Origin of the sequence: Nocardia altamirensis NBRC 108246, assembly GCF_001612685.1 — a bacterium.
In the GTDB taxonomy this organism is placed as follows: domain Bacteria; phylum Actinomycetota; class Actinomycetes; order Mycobacteriales; family Mycobacteriaceae; genus Nocardia; species Nocardia altamirensis.
Map to the genome: position 1 here is coordinate 142,650 of NZ_BDAY01000016.1, position 24,136 is coordinate 166,785.

The 24,136-nt window shown below is 65.8% G+C and carries 1 protein-coding gene; it reads left to right on the forward strand.

Annotation, left to right across the window (positions count from 1 at the left end; all coding sequences use genetic code 11):
* The first annotated feature begins 8 nt into the window (after positions 1–8).
* Positions 9–23,996: an MFS transporter gene (locus NA11_RS11605; protein ID WP_141717531.1), complete on the forward strand. Its 23,988-nt coding sequence runs from the start codon at positions 9–11 to the stop codon at positions 23,994–23,996.
* Positions 23,997–24,136 lie beyond the last annotated feature (140 nt).

The following is a 24,136-nucleotide window of genomic DNA, read 5'->3' on the forward strand; positions in this document are numbered from 1 at the left end:
TGCTCATTGTGTCGGTAACCCCGCAGGAGCAGGTGGAAGGGCTCCCGAAACTGGTGCGGGACCTGGTTCTCGGCGGCGAAGTTCCCCAGATGGACGGCGATGCCGGGCGCCGGGTCAGTGCGGCATGGCAGCGTGCGGGCGCGGAGTTGGCGGAACTCGCGCAACGGCTGCAGGCCGAGGTTGCGGCGTTGCCTGAGGCCGTGCGCGGTGATTTCGGCGACCGCGTCGTCGCCGACGCCGCGCCGATGTGCCGGGTAGCCGATGATTCGACGAAGTTCTGTCACAGCATGGCGCGCCACACCGATCGCAGTGCGGCCGACAGCGACAAAGAGGTGTACGTGATGTACGCCTTCGGCCTGATGACGGCCTATCAGCTACTGGTGGCCGGTGGTTTGCATCCGCTCGCCGCGACCGAGATATTGACCAGCGCGCGGGCGCGACACCTGGCCGCCTTCCGGGCGTTCGTTGCCGCACGGGCCGGTGCCGGGGCGGCCGCCGCCGCGGCGTGGGCGGGGCCGTTGCTCGTCCAGGCTGGCGGATTCGCGGTGTTCGCCGGCGGCATCGAGGTCGGTGTGCAGCTAGGGCAGATCCAGGGGCTGCTGGACGGACACCGTGAGTCGATCGACTGGCGCGCGGTCGGCATCGCCGCTGCGGCGGGTGCTGGGTCCGCGCTGAGCGGTGCGCTTGGCGGGCAAGCGGCGCACGCCGTTGTCTCCCGCGCTGACCCGCCGGTCTTGTTGGGGCGGGCGGTGGTTGCCGCGGTGTCCGGCCTCTCCGGTGTCATCGGTGGCGCGGCGACCACCGCGGGAATCACCGGCGAGTTCCGGTTGCCGATGTCGGCGTTGGTGAGTGGTATGGCCATCGGGATGGCGGGCGCGCACCTGCATGCGCGGGCGCACCCCGACGCGCCGTCAGCACCGTCGGGCCTGAGCCAGCACGAAAAGATCGGGCTCACTACGGATCTCACGATGCGGCCGGATGCACTCGGCACTCGAGAGCGCGCACTGACAGCGGCCGGTGAATCCGCTGTCGCCGAATTCCTGCCCGGCTCCTCGGACCGAGTGGCTGCCACGGCGTCGACAGGGCCGGTCGCCGATCCGAATGCGGCGCTGTATGAGCGAATCCAGCAGCTACGGGAGCAGGAGCTAGCCGAGACCAGGGCTCCCGCACACGAACCCGAGCCGACTGCATCGCTGAGTCCCACCGTGCCTCCGGCGACGGCTGATAACTCGGTCGCCGCCGGAGGCGAGATCGCGTCCCAGGCATCCGCGAGTGGATCCGAGCGGCCCGTGGTGGCCGAGACGCCGACCGCGTCCGGCGGTGAGATCGCGCCGTCCGCACCGGCTGACCCGCCGGAGAGTACTGATCGGCCAGCGGACGGAGACGACCCGGAATCCGCGGTAACCGACAGCGGCACAGCCGAACTCGACCAGGCCGTCGCCGCGCGGGACGAGTCTCGCGCGGAGTTTGCCCGGTTGCTGGAGCGGTCGCCGCAAGAGGTGCGCTGGTTGGGGCCGGAGCCGTTCGAATGGGCGGTCGGGCAGTCTGACCGCTGGGTGGGATCGCTGGGCGAGCACGGCTGGGCCGAGCTGCCGCCGGGAGTGCGCGAAGGGGCCGTGTCGGATCTGCACAAACGTGTGGGCGATCAAGCGTACGCCGATGTTATGGAGCGGGGTGCGTCGGTACGGCAGTGGTGGCGGCAGCAGCAGGAGTCTGCGGAGCCACCGGCGAGTTCCTCGACGGAGCAGCATTGGGAGGCGGTGCGTGCGGCGGCCGCGAACGAACGCGTGCCGTCGGTCGGTCGCCTGCTGGACGAGCTGGAGCGATACCGGACGGCCGATGCTCGGGTCAAGGCGTTGGATCCGCGCGCGGCCGACGGGACGTGGGACAGCGCTCATCCCCGATACGAACAGCCCGATCCCGTTGCCGCCGTGCGGGTTACCGAGAGCGGTGCACCCGGCACCACTGGCGCTGACCTGACCGGTGCGGCCGAGCGTGCACAGTCGGCTGTCGACGCGCCCAGTCATAGCGAGCCTGCACCCCGGGTCGTCGAGGCAGATGGCGCGGACCCGACTGCAGGCCCGGATGGGCATGCGCGGACCGCCGAGGCGTCCGATCACCGCGAGCCCGCACCGCGGTCGGCCGAGGCTGAGCCGATGGCCGACGCCGATCGGGATGCCTTGGTGCAGAAGGAGATCGAGGACTTCGGCGCTGCGGCCTCGGCAGAGGCACTGGCGAAGGTGCGCGCGGCGGACTTCGCGGTGTTGGAGCGGGAGTCGACCAAGGCGGGGTCGGCGCTGGCGCGGTGGTTGGGGCTGTCGGACACCGAGTTCTACCAGATGTCGCCGTCACGGCTGCGTGCCGCAGTGGAGTTTCATGTGGAGCTGGCCGAGCGGCTGCCCGAATTGGGGAAGCAGGCACGCGAGGACGCGGGCAAGTGGATCGGCGACACCGTGCGTCGCGACATGGTCGCCGATGTGGCGAACGGCCGAGTGCCGGTCGGCGACGCGGTGAATGCGGCGCAGGCGTTGCCCGCGGAACTGCAGAACAGATTGCGGGAGTATGCGGGTAGCGACGCCGAGGTGGTGGAGCGGTGGATGGAGGTGCATGCGACGCGCGACCGGCTGCTGGATACTCCCAATCTGATGCTGCGGCTCGAACCTGTTGTGGCAGAACCGGTGCCAGCGGCACGCGAGCGGTGGCAGGACGACCTTGACCTGATGCTGCGGTCCGAATCTGTTGGTGCGGACCATGTTCTGATGTCAGGCGGGCGTGAGACGCAGCCCGAGCTGGTTTTTGCCGGGGCAGGTCGGGAGGAGTCGGTCGGCTCGCGGTCGGGTTGGGACGAGGCCGATGGGACGGGTGCGTATTCGGTTCCGGAACCGTCGATCACCTCCGAACGCCAGCGGGTCACGGATCCGGGGCTGGAGCGGGTGCGTGAGTTGCGGGACAAGGAATCGGCCGAGACACGGCAGGCGAACCGCAGGGGTTCGAGCGCGTTGTCGGCGGAGGCTGCCGCGATGCTCGCAGAAAGTGGTTTGGCGCCACGGACTCCGACCGGCCCGGCGCCGGTCACCGAAGCGGTGGGCGCGGCGGCGGACCCACGGTCGTCCAGTGCGAGCACCGCCTCGCGGGCAGGCGGGCCCGATGGTGATGGGACAGGGCCGTATTCGGCGCCGGATTTCTCGTCGGGTCCGCGGTCGGAGCCGGGGTCGTCGACGGTGGCCGAGCCGTCACGTGAGCTCGCCGGTGGGCGGTCGGAGGGCGGTCCGTCGGCAGTTGCCGTCCAGTCGCGTGAGCTCGCGGATTTGCTGTCAGGTCGGGCCGATCCCGTAGCGGAGGCCGCACTGGAGCAGGCGCGCCAGGCTTGGCAGCGCGAGAGAGCGGAAACCGTTCCCGCGCAGGGAGATTCCGACGCAGGGACGGCCGCGCGGGCCGGTGCGGAGCACACGGAGACACCGCCTGGTTCGACGGAGACACCGCCGGATGCGGCCGATCCCGCGTCTCAGCAGCCTGCCGCCGCCAAGTCTGCGCCCGACGTTCGAGATGTCGCGGGGTGGTCGGGTGCCGCGATCCTTGGCGCTGTCCCCTCGGACGAGAACGTCGACGAAGCAGCTGATCCGCTAGTGCCACAACAGGATCCGCAGTCGACCGTTCGGGAACCGACTGTCGAGTCGGCTGCGGCTCCGGCCGACACGGTGCCGCCCACCGCGGCAGCCGAGGAGGAGCCGCCGCAGGATCCGAGAGAGGCGCATGCGGCGGCGACCGCGCGCCTCGCCGAGCTGTTCCAGGCCGCACCGCAGGAGCTGCGCCTGTGGGGCAGGCCGTTGCTCGAGCACACGATGGATCGGTTCGAAGCCTGGTTGGCCTCGGACGGGTATGGTCGGCTCTCCCCGGAGGCGCAAGCGGGATTGCTGGATAGGCCAGCGGAGATGCTCGGCGAGACGGCGCGCAAGCTGGCCGACGAGCGCCACATGAGCGCTGTGCTGGAATGGCTGCGGCTGGAACGGCTGCGTGCGGCTGAGTTGGCACCGGACGGCACCAGCGTCCCGCAGGGGGAGCGCTGGCCTGCGATGCGCCGACTTGCCGAGGACGGTCCTTCCGCGGCGCTCAACGAAGTGCTCGAGGCCGTCGATCGCTATGCGGCGACCGGCGATGAGGTTGCGAAATTGCCACCGGTGCAGCAGAACTCGACCGAACAACCAGAAGAAGTTGCGTCGCCGACCGCCCCAGCGTCGCCGACGAGCTCGACACCGCGTCAATCGCTGGGGGAGTCGTGGTGGTTTTCCTCCCCGCTGCGGCCGCAATGGATTCGGACGGGTTCCGAACTCGGCAAGCTGGCGGAGAAACTCCGCCAGTACGGCATCGACATCGATCACTGGGCGACGGGTCCCGAGTCCAAGGAGCTGGCCCGACTGCGCGCCGAACTTGCGTCGCGGACAGCCGAATTGGCTCAGCTGCTCGGCATCACCCCAGAAGACGTGAGCGCTCGGCGGATCGGGGAAGCACTCGCCGCGGCCTTGGCCGCGATCGACGACCGGTCCGATCCGGCGACGCCGGAGGACGAGCACCTGATCGAGCTCGCCGAATCGCGTGCGCTCCTCGTCTCGGTGATCGGCGCCGCGACCCGATTCAGCCAGCTGACGGCGCGGATCCCCACCGCGGGACCCGATTCCGGCCGGAGTCAGCTCGGCCGGTTGGTACAGACAGGTCCCGGCGAGCTGCGCAGGCGCCTGCGGCTACTGGGCCTCTCTGGCGACCTGGTGCGACCACCGACAAGGCCGCGCCGGCCGTCGCCCGGGGGTGAACCGCCGCCGACAAAGAAGACAGTGTCGGTGCCACCGGTGCGGCGGTCGGAAAGGCGACCGTCCGGGCCGGTCGCCGAGGCGACACCGCACGAGTCGACGCCGCAGCAGCCGCTGGCACCGGTCGCCGGTCCGGGGCTTACCGGAAAGCCGGACGGCGAAAGCGTATTTCAAGTACCGGATGTTCCGACTGCGCCTACACCGATTGATTGCGCAGCACGGGTCTTCCAGTATTTGAAGGAGGAAAACCCCAACGCCGCCGCGTATCTGGCCGATGCGCCGCCGATGCCCGACGCCGGTCTAGGCGGGACGGACCCGAAGCGGATACTGTCCGCCCTTCGTGCCAAGCGCTGGGCGGTATACGAAACCTGGGACGAGATCGCGGACCTGCTCGATAATCTGGGACCCGGCGCCGCCGCCTACGTCGTGACCGAAAGCAGGCACGCCCGCCGTGTCGGAGGCAAGGATCACGCCCGACTGTTCTTTCACGACCGTGCACAACCCAGAGCGCTCAAGTGGCGGGACCCGCTGGTTGACGGCGGCGCGAAGCGACTGTTCGAAGGCGGGATCCAGTTTCCTTCCGGGCTTGCCCTGTACGCCGTCGTCCGCAAGGCCGACGGCACCCTGTATTCGGCGTCCGGTGACTCGACGACGGATGGGATCGACCCGGTGGCATCGTCGCCAGTGCGTGCTGTCGCCGGTGTCGGGGATCTGCCAGAACCGAGAGGTGAGATCGCTGACCGGGATATCGACACGCAGCTGCGAAACCTGGCCACGTCGCTCGATATCGCCGAGACCCGTGCGAAAGAGCTGGATTTCGAGCTGAGTCACCTCGCCGCCATGCAGGGCACCCGTACCACGGACCTATGGCCGGACTCAGCCGGAATGGCGGAGTGGACATACAAGTTCGATGCGGCGGCCAACGGGCTGGCCCAGGCGATCGACGTCTACCAGCAGACCTACCGAAGGACTCGCTCCGGGGGGTCGATGCACCAGCAGATAGTGAGCCAGCTGCGACGTCCGGAACTGCGCCAGCGGATCTTCGGGCTGATCGAACGTTTGCAGCGCGGGCTGGAATCGGTGGACGCCAGGACGCGGCGCGAGCTCGTGGCGGATGCACCGGGCGGTGGTCTGCGTGACCTGATCGGTCTCATGGGTGAGGTACTTTTGGTTGCCGAGGCCGATGCTGCGGACGCATCCGCCGAGCCGAATCACCCACCTCGTGCACTCGATCCGAAGCTGGCCCACGTGCTCGCCGCGGCGGAGCAGTTGCCGCGGCGCGACGCCGAGCACCGGTTGGCGATCGATCCCTTGGGCGAGTTGCGGCTGCTGCGCGAGCTGCGGCCGGATGGTTACGTCGCCCACCGGATCACGGCGATCATGGACTACCTCGAAATCGGCCGAATAATCGAGCTGCCAAGCCAACTCATCGAGGTCAAGACGGAGATCGCTCGGCTCCGTGACCAGAAGTTCGGACTCGAGCTGATGCGGCTGATAGATCGCCAGGCTGACGCGGCCGAGATCGCTCGCGTCGAAGCGAAGCGCGCCGAGAACATGGAGGCGTATTGCCAGCTCCGTCTCCAAACGGTCGCCGCCAAGTTCGATATGGACGTTTCGTCCTACACGAGCGCGGAATTGCGGGAATGGGCCGAGGAGCTGGGAGTCGACTCCAGTCGGCGCGAATTGATCGCAGAGCTGGGAACCGACTTCAGCCAGCGCGAACTGCTCGAAGAGGTGGCCTCGGCTGTCGAGGATTACGCGGTGGCGGTCGACGAGCGGATTCGAGTCCATGCGCTGGCGAGAACCGTTGCCTCGGGCCTGGAACGAGTGTCGGACCCCGCTCCCGGAGATCGCGATGTCGCCGAGCCCTTCGATGTGGCCTCGGCTATCGATGCGGAACTGAACGCACTCGACGTGCTGGTTCGTGTGCACGGTCTGCGCAACGGACTGGCGGCCGAGTGCGGCCTGCAGCCGGCGAATGCGAAGTCCGAGTTCGCGCGACTGCGTGGGGAACTCAGGGCGCTGGAAGTCGACCTGGTCGATGTGCTGGTGAACACCGGCCTCATATCGCACTGGACCGAACTCACCCCGGGCGCGGTGCGGCGGGCCGACGAACTGTGGGCACAACGACAGTCGGACCTGCGTGGAACAAGCGAGGAAGGGCGACTGGCCACAGTCGATCAGCGGCGCGCCGACGCGGCACGCTACCTGGGACTGCGCCATCTGCACCACTACGTCGACCAAAGCAATCGGCTTGCCAAGGAATGCGATGCCGCGTTCGCGCGGATACACGATGCCGCGGGACGCCTGGCGACGCGTTGGGGCCTGGATCGATCGGAGGTGCCACCGCAGCCGTCGAAATGGGTATCGGGCAGCGCGGCACGCGTATTCGAGCCGACCGAACAGGCTCATGCGGAGCACCACGTATGGGGTGAGCGGATCGCGGCGGCCGCGGACCGCCGCCGCCGTGTGTTCAGCGAGCTCGTGACCAGAGCACGACCGCTCGAGGTGGCACAACTGCACGACCTGCGCCCGCACGAGCTGCGCGATGCGATCGACGCGCTGGTCAGCTGGGGCATCGCCTATCGGACCGCGACCGCGGAGGATCCGCTGGCCGACGAGGGGTACGACGCCTTCACCGTCGAACAAACCAGCCAGCTTCTCCTCGACCACTACTTTCCGTTGCTCTTCGCCGCACACACCGTCGAGCGCGCGACCCGCGCGGAGGCTGCGACCGCTGTCGCGCGGGATGCCCTGCGCCGTGAGGTTATTGATGGGCAAGGGGGACAGTGGCGTGCGCCTCTGGTTGCGGTCGTCGAGGTCGAAGGCGAACCGCCACAGGTGTTCGTCGCGGGTCCGGTGTCCGGGCTGGATCGGGCGTTGGACGAGGTCGAGCCCGCGGTTCGGGCCGACCTGGAACGTCGGCAGGCGCGTTTCCATTTCCGTGAGTTCGTCGTGGACGAGGACGGCCGAGTTTTCGTTCACGAGGTCGAGCCGCCGGGCCGCGCTGCCGCCGAACCCGATCAGCCGAGGTCGATCGAGCAGCCGCCAACGGACCTTCTCCGCGCTGCCGTCGCCGACGAGCTCACGACATGGCTCGACCGCGAGCTGCCGTTCACGGAGCGGGTCGCCGAGGGCGTGGCATTTTCTGCCGACGGCACCGGCGGCGGAATTCTGGTCGTCGCCGCGCCTCCTGGTATGCACATGCGGGTACTGAGCGACCTCGCACTGGCTGACCCCCGGTTCGCCGGAGCGCTGTGGCGACCGGAGTTCGACAAGCGATACGTGCGGGTGACACCGAGTCCGGACGGCACACCGGTCGCGGAGATTTGCAGCGCGAGCGAGGCAGAGCGGTGGTATCGGGAACCGACCGTCGATGAGATCGAAGGCATTCTCCTGGCGGAATATCTGCGCTTTCGCCAGCTGGGGTTGGTCGACGTCGGGTTCGGCGACTGGCTCGGCGGACTGGGGAAGCGCGTCTTCGCGAGCACAAAGCGTGCCAGGAAGGACAAGCAGGCACGCGGCGCAGGCGGAACCCCTACGGCGGCAAGCATGTTCAAGCAGGATGGCACGCTGCAGGCCTTCGGTTACGCGCTGGCGAAGTCCGCAACGACGGCGGTGGGCGCGGACTTGGCGCACCCGACTGCGGTGCTGATCAGAGCCCTCACCCGGCAGTTCGTGCTCCCGGACATCGCCGAGCCTGGTGCCGAACGGCCAGGGCCGGCCAGCGGATCGCTCGTCTTGCGCGCCGAGGTCGACGTCGGCCGCAGGTCCACCGTGGTCGAGATCCGCAACGACGGTGACGAGTGGCGTCTCGCGCCACCCAACGGGCACGGTGCCGTGAGTGACGTGGTGAGCCGATGGTTCGAGGGGCTGTCGGATCCGGATCCGGAACTGTTGCTCCACCGGGTCGCGCAACAATTCGTGGCCGCCACCCCCGGCGCCGGCACCGACGGCCCCATCTGGGCCCCTGGTCTACGACGTGACTTCTGGCAGCAGATCGTGTCTTTCCACGGTCGTCCGGTGGTCATCGATATTTGGCGGGGCGAGGTCGACTGGCAAGCGTGGGCGTCGCCGGAGCAGGAGATCGACAAACGGCTCGGTTGGGCGCTCCACGAAGGCAGGGTGCGCACAACGTACGACAAGAAAGGTGTTAGCAGGACCTACATCTGGAATACGGAGCTGATGCCCCTGCTTCGGGGCATCAGCGCTCAGCTCACCAGGACAGCCCCGGATCAATCCCTGCAGAGACCCGGCGAATTCGGCGCTGACCTGTCGCCGGACGCGCTCGACAGTTACCGCGCGCTGGTACTCGAGGTCGCCGCGGCTCGCGACCGTCTGCGCGCCTGGGACCAAAAATACGATGCGCTGGTCAGTGCCCTGAGTGCCGAGCACCCGGCTGTGCTGCGCGCGCGCCACGACCCCGAGTCCACGCGAGAGCTGGAGCGGTACCTGAGACGTGAGCGGGAAGTGTTGGCTGACACGCTCGGCATTCAGCCGACGGAGCTGGCATCGATCCAGCCGCCTGAAGACAGTCCCGAGGCGCGCCGTAGCGAAACCCTCTGGCAGATAGAGGAATTCACCGAACATCTGGGCCAGCACGGCGAACTAGCCACCGCCGTGTCCGAAACGCAAAGGGCCCGAGACGGATTCCTGACCGGGCGGATAGTCGATCTGGAGCTGGCAGGCGTTGACGGTGCGCGCCGACTGACCGACCAGGTGGGGTACGTGCCGAACGCGGCCGGCGGTGTGCTGATCGTTGCCGCACCGAAAGGTGGGCACATGAGGAGTCTGACTCGGTTGGCAGTCGCCCACCCGAGTTTCGCCGATGCGCTGTGGCGCGAAGGGCTGGTCCTGCGCTACTTACTGGTGACACCACAGCCTGATGGACGAATCGAGGCGAGGCCGATCCCCGCCCAGGAGGCCGAAGCCACGCGGCCCAAACTGGATCACCGCGAAGTCAATGCACAGTTGCTGCACCACTACTTGATCTATCGACAGGCGGGCCTGATCAGTGCAGGGTTCCGTGAATGGCTGGATCAACTGGGCCCCAACGCATTCGACTACGAGTTCGGACGGCGTGGCGCGGACGACAAGCCGATCGGAATACTGAAGGACGGCTACGAGGTCCTACCTTTGGGGTACCGCATGGTTTTGGCGGACCCCACGATCGGGCAGTCCCATCCCGCACACGTGCTCTACAGATTGCATACTCGACAGCTACCGTCGCTGACGTCGGCTGGTCATCTCCCCGTGATGACCACGCCGTACCTCACGAATCTGGGCGACGCCGTGTCCGAATCGTTGTACTTCGAGCGCGACATGCACCCGGGCACCCCGCCGCGGTGGCACGTCGTTCAGGGCAGCGGCAAACCGATAAACGATGTGCTGACAAACTTTTTCGGGGACGTCGCCGTCGGGGATCCGCGCGAGTTCATCGACCACGTCGAGACGTACTTGCGCGGCCGAGGCCACCTGGATGCGTACGACTCGCACTCGATCACCCAGTCGATACCGGAGAACTGTTTCCTGGTCGCTGCGGATGCTACCGCGACCGGCCCTGGGCAGCCCCGGATCGACATCCCCAAGGATCGCCGTGGCAGGGTGGTGACGGCTGGGGTGCACGGGAGGGACGCGGCACGGTGGGCCCGTGCGAACTGGCACCCTGGCGGATACCCGAACGCGGCGGCGATGGTCGAGCATGTGCGGCGGCTCGGCGGAACTATACTTGGCGCAGTGGATTTCGGGGTTTACGGTGCACACGCGTTCACGGTGAAGATGGCGCGCGACGAGATCGTGGTCGTCGAGCAAGCCGTACGATACGACGAGAACGGGGTCGCGGTCGTCGAGGTGCGAACGGTGCGAGGGGACGCGGCGGTGGACCTGTGGGCCGCGCACCTGGCGAAGGTCGCAGGTCCGAACGCGACTTATCACGGATTGGCGTTCAAATCCGATGGTGTGCCGGAACTTCAGCTCGACCCCGATGGCGAGCCTGCCGGACGTCCCGGCATCGAATTCCCAATTCACCTCATGACCGGTCGCCCGCCCGAACGCGGACCACCCGACCCCGACCCCGACGTCGAGTTGGGCGAACACCTGCGCCGGCTGCGCACCGACGCGGCGGCCGAGCTCGAGCGTCAGGCGGCGATCGCGCGAGATGCGCTGTCCGACATCGATCCAACGCTCGAAGTGGACGGCGTTTCGCTGGCTCGTTCGCGCGACCGGATCGAGCACATCGACGCCTTGACCGCAGCGTTGGCCGCGGCGCGTGCGCAGCAGCGACGAGCGACGGCCGATCTCACTGCGCGCATCGCCGCGTGCCGGGACCTGGACGAGCGGGAGGTCGGCCCTGGATCGGAACAGTTGTGGGAAACGCCGAGACTGCGGGAAGCCGTCCGAAATCTCTTGGTGCCCTTGCTGGATCGAGCGGATGCGGCCGACAGCGACCTGGCTTACGCCACCTTGTGGCTCCAGGAGTTGGACGATGTCATCCGCGCGACGGCCGACTACGAGTACCGCACTGACTTGCTCGCCGCGCTGGAGAGGGACCTGGCCGAGCTCGATACGCGAGCAGAACTCGTCAGGACAACGCGGTCGGAGGTGGCCGAGGAGCGAACGCGGCTTGGCTCGACATCGGAACTGGCAGAACGACTTCGCGACGAGCAGTCAGCATTCGACAGCCGGGTACAGCGGACCGTGCGCCAGTACGTGGACGGCGGTCGCGCCGACCTGAGTAGCCTGTTGACGTCCGAGCGGCAGCTGGCCCGGTTCGATGCCATGGAACTCACCGAATGGCTACGGCAGTCCGATGCACTTCGCCGGTACTCGCTGTCGGAAACCCAACGTGCGGAACTGCTTCGCGTGGGCTCGCCGATCCGAGCCGAATGGACGCGTGCGCTCGACGCGCTATACGAACAGCTGCGGCGATTCGTGCCCGGACCACCGGACCCGGTTGCGACCAGGGACGAACGCATGCGCGCGATGGCGGAAGGTATCCGGGGAGGCGAACTACCGACCGAATACTCCGAGGTATTCGAGGATTTCGTCGCTCGACTCGACGTGCTGAGCACACTCGACGGTATCGACCGCAGGACGCGGCGAGTCGAGCGGATCGACGCGCTCGGTGCACTGGTGCGGGATATCCGCTCGTGGCTTGCCGACAGCAGGGGCCACGGCAGGCCCGTCGAGGTCCTTGCCGGGGAGTTCGATCGCATCGCCACGTTGACCAACCACCTCGACCGATTGGCCGCCGCGAAGAACCGTCTGCCGGAGATGGACGAACTGGAATTCTCGTCGCTGTCCGCCATGCGCGGGTTCCGGCATTGGCAATTGCGGCCGGGCCGCCGCGGGCAGCAGCGACTCGACCTGGCCGTGGTCAGCATGCGTGCTGCCGCTGAGTCGTTTCTCGGGCAGGAACTCGAGAACGCGGGCGCGGACGGACTGGCGAGGCACGCAAAGCAGTACCGGGACAAGTGGTTTGGGTCCAGCAGCGCGCCGGACCTGGTGCGTCGCGACTTGGGACTGCTGCTCGGGCGGGCGGTCGAGACGGTCGGCGAGGACGAGCTCACGGAGCTGGCGGAGCTGCATCGGGCCGGAACTGTCCCGATACCAGGTTCGGTGTTGGTTTTCCTCCGGGGGTTCTCGGCGCAGCGATATCTGGAGCTTCGCCGAATCGCCAAGCTTGCCGAGTTGGCCGAGGAACATCGGCGACTGGATGCCGAATGGGACGACGTCTTGGCCGAGGCCGTCCAAGGCCTGCGCGGCGTGCGGTTCGCCGACGGCGGCCGGTCACGTCCGATCGAGCGCACCTTCGCGCTGGGCAGTCACCTTGCCGGACTACGTGATTCGGCGGTCGAGCAGCGTGCGGCCGCCGCCGAGGTCGTCGGTTCTTTCGGGCGGCGACTGAGGGTCGAGTCGGTGTGGCACCTCACTCCCGGCTCTGAGACGTTGGCGCATCTGGAGGCACGAGTCGAGCAGCGCTACGCCGAACTCGACCGCTCGTCCGACGACCCGGCCGAGCGGGACGTCGTTGCGGAGATCCGGGCCGTCGAGCCGGTCGTCGACGGTGCGCGCCGGTTCCATCGCTATGACGCGTGGGCTCGTGCCATCGATGCGTTGGACGAGTCCGTCAACGCGGCACGATGGGACGAAGCCCAAGCCGAACAGGATCCCGCCGCCGATGCCGCGGTGCGCGCGGAGAAGGCCGCGTGGGCACGTCAGCTGATCGAATGGGCGCACCTGCTCGATGATGTGGCGGCGGCGCGGGCGGCGGCGATTGCCGAGCAGCGCGTAGCCGACATCGCGACCCGCGAGAGCGATCTCGATCGGCTGTTCGGTGAGGTGGCGGCACTGATCGCGATCCGCGCGGCGCTGGACGGCGCGTCGTCTGATTCGGCAGGCGATACTTTCGGCGAGGACAGGAACGCGGCCTACCTTCCGCCGGATGTCCGGCGCGGGGCCGCCCGCCGCGTCGACGAGCGGCGCGCTCTGCTCGTCCAGGAGCTCGGTGCGCAGCTCGGGTCACACGGCATCGATCCCGGGCAGCTGCTCGAGATCGGCTCCGAGGTCTGGGAGCAATGGTTCACCCAGCACGAACAGGCGCGCAACGACCTGGTTCGGCTACTGGCGATCGAGCAGGGCCGAGTGGATGACCGGTGGTTGCACCAGGTAGCGGTCCACCGGCAGGAGCAGGGGGATGTGAGCGCCGAACTCGCCACGGCGACAAAGCGATTCACCGGGTCCTACGCGGTGTCCGCGCTGCTCGGCGCGATCGGCTGGTTGGCGCGATGGGCGCACATGATCGAGTCGGTGGAAGCGGAGCTGGTGCGACAGGCGGTCGAATTTCGCGGACTCGTCGCGCAGGCGCGCGGCATGCTGCGCGTCGACGACAGCTCCCGCTCGTCGGCCGGGTGGCCGGGTGGGATCGAGGGCGTGCTTGCCGTGGTGATCCGGAAGGGCGGTGTCCTGCAGCGCATGGAGGGGCAGGTCGACCGGCTGTACCGAATCGGAATCGCGGTGGAAGACACCGAACGGCAACTGCGGTCGCTCGAGCCGACCCGTGCACGGTTCGTGTCGTCGGTGCGTGACTACGGCTTGGCAGCGCCCGGCTCGCGGCCGGACATGCTTTTCGTGAACGGACGACTGGTCCACCTGATCGGGCAGCCCGCACCAGCGGTGCCGCCGATCGTCGCACCCGCCGCGACCTCGACCGATACCACCTCCGGCATCACCCGGCCGATCCGTGACCTGAGCGAACTGCTCAGGGAATCGACCATGATCGTGCGGCTGGAAGACCAATTGTATTGGCTGAAAGTCGATTTGGACGAATGCCTGGAAGGCTTGGGTCTGGAACTCTCCGGCGTGCCTGCTTCGGCGACGCGGCCGGCACGGGCCGCCGACGACCTGCCCGGTTCGGGTCAGGCGCGCGACGATTTAGTACCGGCGCGCACCGATCTCATTACTCGGCGCCGCCACGCGGCCGCCACGCTAGCCTCGGGACCGAATGCTGAGTTCGGCATTGATCCTACGAAACTGGATGTCAGTCAGGACGGCGACGACGAACTGACCCGCTTGCTCCGCCTGCGCGGGCCGCTGGCCGCCACGCCGGACCATGCTGCGCGACTCCGGCGTCTCGACACCGCGCTCGACCTCGTCCGCACGGTGCTCCGCATGACCGCGCTCGTCGACGCGATCGACCTCATCGCCGCCGCTTTCGACGAGGCGACCCGTCGGCGAGATCGAGCCGTCCAGCAGTTCGCGCGCCTGTCGGCGAACCATGTGCGGCGCTTCCCGCTGGATCATCGGATTATTCTGGACGCGTCCGGAGAGCGCACGGAGGCATTGGATAATGCCGTCGCTCTGTGTGACTCGCAGCTGGTCGCTGCGGGCTGGGACGTCACGGTGAGCCTCGATGACCTGCGGCGGCGGATAGATCTGGTGCGCGCGCAACCGAATACGTTTGTCAACGCAGCAGAGTTCCGGATGGCCGGTGTCGCCGAACGGTACGTCGGGTTGTGCGAGCTGCAAGAGGCGTTCGACGAACGAAACCTGTCCACCAGGTGGTATTACAGCCTGCAGAGTCGGGTGCGCTCGCTCGGCGAGTACTCCGTGAATCGGCACCTCGAGGAGCGGCGGCTCGACATGGAGCGCCGGTTGTCCAGCGACCCGGCGGCGGCTGCCGGGACGAAGCCGGGCCAGCGCGATCGGGCCGTCGACAGGCCACGTCAATTGCGCCGACTGCTGAAGCGCGCCTTGAGCGATTTGGCGCGCTCGGTTACCCCAGGTGAGGCGCTGCGTGCGCAGACCAGAAATTCGCCAGAGGAGTTGGACGTGCGCCTGCTCATGTCCTTGTTGAGCGACTTGGTCTTTGAATTTGCTGAGCGTCCGGGCGCGGATGTGGCGCAGAGACGAGCAGACCGAAGCCTGCGACTCTGCCTGATGATCGCCGCCGCCGAGCAGACCGCCGTGTCCGGGAAACCCACCGACCTCGACCGGGAATTCGCGAATCTCCTGCATTCCGCTGTCACCTTCGCGCTGCGACAAGGTGCGGTGGAAGAGGCTACGCCCACCACGGTCGATCCCCCAGCGAACGGTCACGCTCGGAATCAATGCGGGGTGATGGTGGTGAGCCTCCACTGGAGGCGGACTGGCAAGCCGGGTGTGGCGGCCAGCGACGGTGGTTTGGGTGGTGTGTTCGTCGAGGATTTTGTGCACGGATTGGGTGGTGGTGACCCGCAAGAGTTTCCGATCGACCCGGAATCGCCGTTGCGTTTTGTGGTGGAGGACTTGCTGAAGCTGGTCGAGGGTATGGCTCCTGGCGCTCGTAACGGTGTCTCGGTGGTGCCGATCGAAGGCATGCACAAGGTGGATGAACACGGGGTGAGTGCGCACACGCTTCGGTTGGAGTACGAGTGTGATGAGCGTGGCGAGAACGTTCGTATCCTATTGCAGGACCCGGGTAAAGGGCTCGATGGAGTTTTGGAATACGAGCGTGACGAGCGCGGCGAGATCGTTCGTATCTTGGTGCGGGACATGAGTAAAGGGCTCGACGGAGTCGCCGACGAGTATCCGACGACTGCGGCCGAGTTGGCCGGTTTGTGGGCCGTCGCCTACGACAAACACCGCAATCCGTTGGTCCTGCCTGGTGGCGGCCCGGGGACAGCACCGAAACGTCTGCGGATCGGCCGGAGCGACGAACGGATCCGGCCGGAACACGGAATCTGCAGTGTCGCATCGGATTCGACGCCATCGCTCGGTGCGTTGGTGTTGCGCGATGGTGTGCTGGGAATGGATGCTGTTCAGTTCGAACAGCATTGGCGGGGGATAATCACCGGCGTCGAGTCCACTGCATCGGCGGGCACTGCCGTCGCTCAACCGGCGGTGCGCAGGTTCTTGGATTGGATCCGGGGCCGAGGGGGCAACCGGCCTAAGAAGAAGGTCGCAGACGTCGGTCTCCGGCGGCTGTACACCGGCTCGATCATTTCCTCCGCGGCAACTGTCGGGCTGTCCTCCTACGTGCCGCTCCTGGCCCAACAGTTGAGTAATTCGGTGCAATGGGCCGGTCTCGCCACGTCGGCGGTCGAGGCGGCACGACTACTGACGAGGCCGACAGCGGGGTACATTGCGGACCGGTACGACAACCGGCGCACCATACAGATCACGTCGAGCGTTGGACTTGCTACGTCCGGTGTTACCGGGGGGCTGATCTTGCTCGGCCTCCCTGGCGGCGCGCCCGTGCTCGTTGGCTCGGCCGTCGCATTGTCCATCGCCAACACGATCGGCAGCGCCTCGACGACGACCTACGGCCGACGGTTGGCGGCCGAGCATCAGCAGACCAGCGCGGTGACACTGTCGGTGATCGAACGTCAGGGCTCCGGCACGGTCGGTAGGTTCATCATCCCCGCCATGGCCAGCGTTTCGCCCGCGGCCCCGTTCTTCGCTGATGCCGCGTCCTACGCGCTGTACTTGCGGATGCTACACACACTTCCGTCGATCGAGCCTGCACCGGGAGAGCACGTTCGAATGCTCGACGGAGCGCGCGCGACCTGGCGGGATCCCTACCTGCGCGGAAACGTGCTTCTGCTGTTTCCGTGGGGCGTCGGAAATGCCATCGTGAACACGCAATTGGTCAATCTCATCGCGACGTATGACTACTCAGCGGTGACGTCAGGTGTGCTTTTGGCTGCGGGAGCCGCTGGAATCATGCTGGCAGTTCTTGTGCCCCAACGCATTCGCAACAGAATCAACCTGAAAGTGTCGGACCCTGTCAACTTGGCCGCGACAGGCATCCTCGCCGCGTCGTACGCGGTCACCACGAATCCATGGCTGATTCTGCCGCTGTTGATCGCCAACGGGGTCGGCGCAATGATCGGCAACGAGCGATTCTTCCTGTATCAGAAAGACGTTGTTCCGCAGAAAATGATCGGCGGAGCGTTGGCTGCGAGCGGCGTGATGGGTGCCGTCGGCGGCATGGTGGGCGGGGTGCTGGGTGGCTACCTGCTTTCTACCGCAGGTGTGGTCACGACGGGCTGGTTGGCGGGTGGACTGTTCGCGGCGACCTCGGCCGCGTCGGGAGTCCTTGCATTCAGCACGCGCGCGCGAGTTGCGGTGGGGTTCCGGCGCGCGCTTGCGCGAGTGCAGTCGAATACCGGTAGCACGCTCGTCAACGGTTCGAAACGAGCGGCGGCCAGCGCACTCGGCGAGTTTCCGATGGCGGCGCAGCGCGCTGCGGGCGGCGAATTCCGCTTGGCGAAGGAGAGCTGGGACGAACTGGAGCGGCGGGTTCTTTCGATGCCGCCCGGTGCGACCTTGCTTGTGGTCTACCAGCCGAGAGCTCGTGTCGTTCGCGTCGTCACGCTGTCCGTTCCCATGCCCGGTGCGCTGGTCGCCACGATCGCGCACAGTCGGCGGCGTCCGGGCAAGGTCGAGTTCTTCGACGCCGTGCGCAACCGGAAATGGACGTACGCGCTCGGTGCAAGGCAGGCGCATCTCGAATTGTCCGAGAACATGGACAAGTTCGTCGTCTCCTACGACCACGAAGGGAACGTTGTCCCGGGTTCTGGCCCGCGCGCGTTGCCTGACTTCCCGATAGGTCCCCGCCCCGCTCGGAGCCCATGGCATTCCGCCCATTCGCGGCCGATCCGCCCGCTGCGGCGACCGGGAGTATCGAGCCCGCCGGACGAGACGCAAGCTGCCGCGGCCGCCGGTGGGGAACACCTGAAAGTCGAGTCGCCCCCTCTGGCTGCCATACACGGCGCCGACACCGGCCTCGGACGGGTGGGTGCGACGCCGTGGTCGGCCAGGCCTTCCCGCGAACCGGCGCAGGGGCGGCCGAGTGGCGGGGTGTCGGACACGCCGGATGGGTCCGTGCGCTCGGGTGTTTCCACTGAAGGCCGAACACGGGATGGGGACGAGCCGGTTCCGCCGGAAACCCGTGAATTCGTCGAGGATCTGCCGCCGCTGACGATCCATTTCTGCACCAAGGACCGACCGGAACGCATGGCAGCGCTGCTGGACGACATCGCCGCCGTGGTTCCGGGGACATTCACGGTGTTCGTCTACGACGATTCCGTCGACCCGCAGAACCGGACCCGGAACAGACACGCCATCGACAAGGCCCCGTTCGATGTGGTGTACATCGATGAAGAACGACGTGCAGCGCTGCTGGCGGGCATGCCATGGCCCTCCGAAGCCGCCGAACGGTTCGCCGCGTCGGCCTTCAAGGTGCTGGGACTTCCGGAGTGGGACTTCGCGGGCGTGGTGACGTTCCTGCAAAAGGTGGCGGTGGTTTGCGGGGAGCCGTCGGACCGGGTGCTGCTGCTCAATGACGATATCCGGCTTCGGGACGGGATATTCCAAGGGGAACTTGTGTCGGTCGATTCGCAAGCGGTGACCGAACTGCTGTCGACTCCTGTTCCGGACGGGACGTTCATCGGGATCAGCGGTCATTACGCGGGTAAAAAGGACGTCAATCACGTGGAGGACGCGGCTGCCACCGTCGGCGCCGGAATCGCGGGGCGGAGCTATCTCGACAGTGGCCTCGATGCCAGCAGTGCTTTTTGCCTGACCAACATCAAGCTACTCGCCGTGGCTCCGTTTCCGAACTCGTACGGCGAAGACAACTTCCTCATGTCGATCTGGAGGGCTCTCGGAAACGTTCTGGATACCACGGATTTCAGCCCACTGCATACCGGAGATGACCGTGACCTGGAATTGGATGTTGCATTGCGACAACAGTACGGAATTGTGGCCGTGCTTGCCGTGCTGGAAGCTGGAAGGGAAGGAGTGGATAATGTTTTCGAGCTTCTCGAAAATGCGGTGTCGTATTGTGGCAAATACGCGTGGAAGGTGGCTCAGCGCTGGGCGGAGAACTTCGCGATCAGGGAACACGAATTCGGCAATATCCACATTGACAACGTCTCTGCGTTGCTGGCAGTCGAAGATATCGCCGGAAGCGCGGAGGCGGCCCTGCGGGGATATGCCTCTTCACTGATCGGCTGGACGGATCTGGTACAAAGCCGGGAGGTGACGGATCATGTGCGCAGCTTCCTTGGCATCGGGGGAGGCAAGGCGTCAGTGCCATGGAGCGCGACTGCGCCGAGGCCGAGCGGGTCGTACGCCGACGGGCCGGGTTTGCCCGAGCTCGGGCGTGCCGGGAATTCCTATGTCGACGTGGGTGCCTACGCAGCTGACGGAACAACGCGGCAATCCCTTTCCGGCGAAGCGGTATCTGCAGTCGGTGTGTCCGCCGACGGCACCGTCGTAGAGGATGCGCACAGTGATTTCACCACAGCAAACCGCCGAATAATCGACTATGCACTCGGCAAGCTTCGCGGCAATGTGTACGACTCGATCGGCATGGTATTGACCTGGGTCGAGGTCTCGGTACGTGCGGCGCTCGCCGCCGACCCGGAGCAGAATGACGTGGATGCCGATTACCGGGTGGCACGGGCAACGTGGGAAATCACATCCGAACATGTGCTGGACAAGATCGTGGACTCGGTCACCAGGATGGTCCAAGAGAGACTTGGTATGGGGGGATCCGCCGATCGCTGGTGGAACGAGTTGCGCGAGCGCATGCGCATCCCTTCCGATGGGATTACGCCCGCTGAGGATTTCATCCGTGTAGCGGAAGCAGTGCTTGCGTACGGTGTCACGATATTCTGGGAATTCCGCAAAGCGGAAGGCAACGCCGAGATCTATACCGAATTCTGCCGATCTCGAAACCTTTCCGATGGCATCGTGCAGCGCTGGTACAGCGAACTCGGTGATGAGACCGGGTTCAGTGTCGACGAAATCGGAGGCCTGAGTGCATTCCGGGAACTGGTGACCGGAACGGACGACCGCGCTGTGGAATCGCTGGTGAGCTGGAATGTGAGATTCCTGGCGGATCGTCTCGGCTCGCTGCATTTCGCATGGTATTCGGCAGCTCCGGAGGCGAAGCTGGGACAGTGGAAGATCTCGGCAGAGGACCCGATACACGAGCGGCGTTGGATCGCTCCGGAAAGGCACGATCTGCTGTCCGACTTCATGCGTGAGTTCAGGAAACCGGTACCCGACACGAGGCGTTTGCGGCGGGCGGCCGAGTCGCTGTGGGAGCCTGGGCCGGGGATCGAAATGCCTGCGCAGTTGGAAGTGTCGATGCCGCGGGCACTGGTCCACTTCGCCCTGCGGCGTCTGACGGACTCGGCGCAGCGAAGATTGTGGCTGGCCGGTCTGTTGGCCGTGCACTCGATGTGGCGACGCCGGCTGGATCCGTTCGATCATCGAATGGAGTATCTGCGACGGATGGTTGCGCCGTACGAGGTGAGCCTGGACCAGGTGCTCGACGAGGACCCGGCGCTGTGGCACGACGCCCTCGACGGCGCGCGTGCCAAGCTGATCCGGCTGTTGCCTGCTGTTTCGCGGAATATCACCCCGGACAACCTCTCCAGCGACGACAACGTGATCCGTGAGTGGGTGTCCCGACTGGCCGGTTCCCGGCAGGTGACCGGCGAGTTCGCCGCTGCCGCATCCGAATACCTCGAAGTACTGCAGGTGACCGATCTCATCGACCAGATCAGCCGCCTGCGTCGGCTACGGCGCGCCCTCGCCGACGCAGAGCGATTGGCGGAGTTGGTCTCGGAGCTGTTCAACAAGTGGCGACAGCCGGGCGCGCTGCATGGGGTCGCGGAGAACGCGGTGAAGACAGTCGTGGGCTGGGTGCAGCGAATCTATGAGCTGGGTATCAGCATCGATGAGATCGAGCAGCTGCAATGGAAGGCGACCACGGATCTGGTCGAACAGGTGCGCGCTCTGTCCTCCGGTGCCAGCCCAGCGAGTGTCGTGCCGTACCCCGCCGCCAGGCCGGAGATCCTCACCGAACTCGACGTCGAACTCCGTGATCTGACCGGCGAGCTGAACGGCATTCTCGACAAGATGGATGTTGTCACCCGGGTCCTGCATATCCCGACTCAGCAGAGCTTTACGGCAGAATCGGACAGTGCGGGGTCGCGCTTCTTCGGGCCCGGTATCCGGTGGATCCGGTCTGTCATGCAGGCAGCGCTGAATGATCCCGCTGCGCCCCTTGGCGCGAGCGCACGGAGCGTGTTCGGTGAGCGGCTCCAGCACCTGAACAACCTGAAAGAAGCTGGGAGCGATGCATGGCGGCGGCAGCAGGATGCGGATGACGTACGCTTTGCCCTCAGGGCTCCGCTGCGTGCGCTTGATGGGCGAGGCAAGTGGAGAGAACCGATAGGTCCCGAGTTCTCGGACGTTTTGCGTGCGGACTTGCACCACCGCCTCGACCTGTCCGCGTTCACCGAAGACGAAGCTGCGATCGAATCGCAACTGAATGCTCTTGACATGGCAATCGCCGCGGAAATCGACTACGAGCATCACACGAGTCGGGTTACCGGCATATCCAAGGTCATTGACGAACTCGAGCTGGAAGCCAATGCCATCCGTTTCGAGGCCTTCCTCATGGCAATGGGGGGAAGGGAACCGCAAGCGGTGTTCGAGTTATCGTTTGGAAATTTCGACTCAATTATTTATCGTTTCCGCGATGGAACTGACATCGATGCTGCCTACGGGCGTGACGGCAGTCAAAATATTTCTGGCAAATACAATATCTCCGACCGGTTGGATGAATTGCGAATCCTCCTGGAGGAACGTCTGCACTCTCTTCGTGCGCTGCTCGCCGCGCGCGCAGAGCCGCCGGAAGTGAGTCAGCAGACGGGGCTGTTCCAGCGCGTTCACGATCGGGTCGAGCTGATTGCAGCGCACGTCGACCTGTTGCTTTCGTCGCTTCGAGATATGAGGGAATGGACCGGCGATCGAACAAATTCTGCCCATACCTTGGCAGGGAAGGTCCGCCTAGTTTTCGAACGACTCCAGCAGCTACGAATACTGCATCCATCGCTGCCGGAGAGAGATAGCTATGCACGCTTTTCCTCGCTCTGTCGGAAGCACGGATTTCCCGAACTGCTGTTTCGGCTGGACAGGGCCGAGTATCGCGAAATAGTAGCCCGGAGACGTATCTTATCTTTGCGTATCTGTTCCCATCTCCAGATCGATCCGGATCTCGTCACCGATACTGCCCTGAAATCGGTTACAGCGAACCTGGCCGGTTCGAACCGTGCGATAATCCGGCACCGCAGAGAAGCTGGCAAAGTCACCGAAGTCACTGTGGCCGGTAAAGAACTGGCTCAGATGAAGGCGCTGATTTCCGATTTCGACGAGCTCGGCGAATTGGAGGCTCTATTTCTTTCGCTCGAGGAGATGGATCGTCTGGACGGTGCGGTCCGTCGTATTCTGCAGAACGCTGTTCGGGCTGTCTATGGTGAGCTGAATCTGTCCGAGCAAGGCTTTCAATTCACTGCGGACGGTTTTGCGAGTGTCGGAGAACCGATGCAGGCCGTATGTGAGTGGGCGTGGCATGAGTGCCGAAACATGGAAAACACGTTCGGAGTTCAGGGCGTCAAATCAAGCGGGCTGACCATGCCAGGACTGGGCTCGTTGGACGAGATCACCCGGATTGTGTCGATCTGGCAGGTTACGCCGAACTCGGTGGGGCAGCGCGATCTCGCCACTTACCGGTTCGCTGTCCAGAAGCAGATTGCGAAGCTGCGGGGATGGTCACCCTACGACGTGACACCCGACAGGGCGCGCAGGCTGGACACGCTCCCCGGCTCTTCTCGCGGTATAGACCGCATGTGTGGAGTGGCCTACCTGATTCTACATTCAGCGGAATCGAAAGCCCGCCGGTTTCACCGCTACAGCAGGTGGGTGTGGGCTATTCGGGCGTGGGACGCGGTGCTTCGTCGGGCCGCGGACGACGCTGCGATCGAGGAATCGACATCGAGTGAACTACGTGTGTGGGCGGAAGAGTTGGACGACCTCGCCCGAAGATGGGGCGCGGCCATGACCCAGCGGGAGAAGATCCGCACCCGGTTTGCGGATTGGGACATCGATCCGGATCGGTTCGGTGCCTGGTTCCGGGAAACCCCTGACGAACTAGCCGAAGAAGTATTGGCCGATCCCACGTTCACCGATGATGAGCTGCGCGATCAGGCTGAGCTGGTGCACACGTTGGTGGGCCTGATCGCAACTGTCCGTGCGGTCGAATCTCCACTCGCGGCGCTGAATGACCTATTCGACGATGCGCTTCGGTGGATAGACGAGGAGGGTCTCGATCCTGGTCGGCTCCTCGGGTTCCGATCGACACCGTACGACCAGCTGCGTGTTCAGGTGGTGTCGACCCTGGAGCAGGTCCCCAATCCGGCGCGCAATGAAGCCACCTACATTCGCGATCTCCTCGACCTGATCGGCATTGCGAGGTCGGGTCGGTCTGTGACGCCAACGCTGGAGGGTCGGCTGGCGGAGGCTGAGGAGGTACTGGTCCGTCGGGTGATCGCGAAGAACCTCGATCCGCTCGTTTTCCACGTCGGCGATGCTGACGCCGATCGCACTGGTCCGCGGGTGCGCGAACGGGCCGACAAGGCCCTGCGAGAACCGAAGTTCTTCGAGCTCGCGAAAGAATTTGGCGAATGCGATCGGTTGGTCACCGAGCTGGACAACGAACTGGACGATGTCCTGAGCAAGGCAGGCGCCCGGATTGTGGAAGTCGTACCCGCCGCTGGTGACGAGCAAGAGACCGTCGCCGCGCTGCCGCCAGATCCGGCAGTGCTTCCCGACACTCCGGATCCCCGGTGAATCGCCACCGGAGGTGGCAGCCGGTGCGGTTCTGCCACGCGCGACGTGACGTTCTCGATCGCATCGCGTTCGCCGCGCGGTGCTGATCCGCATCGTCCTGATTGGCACAGTGCCCCCGAGTCGCCGTTCACCGCGGAGGA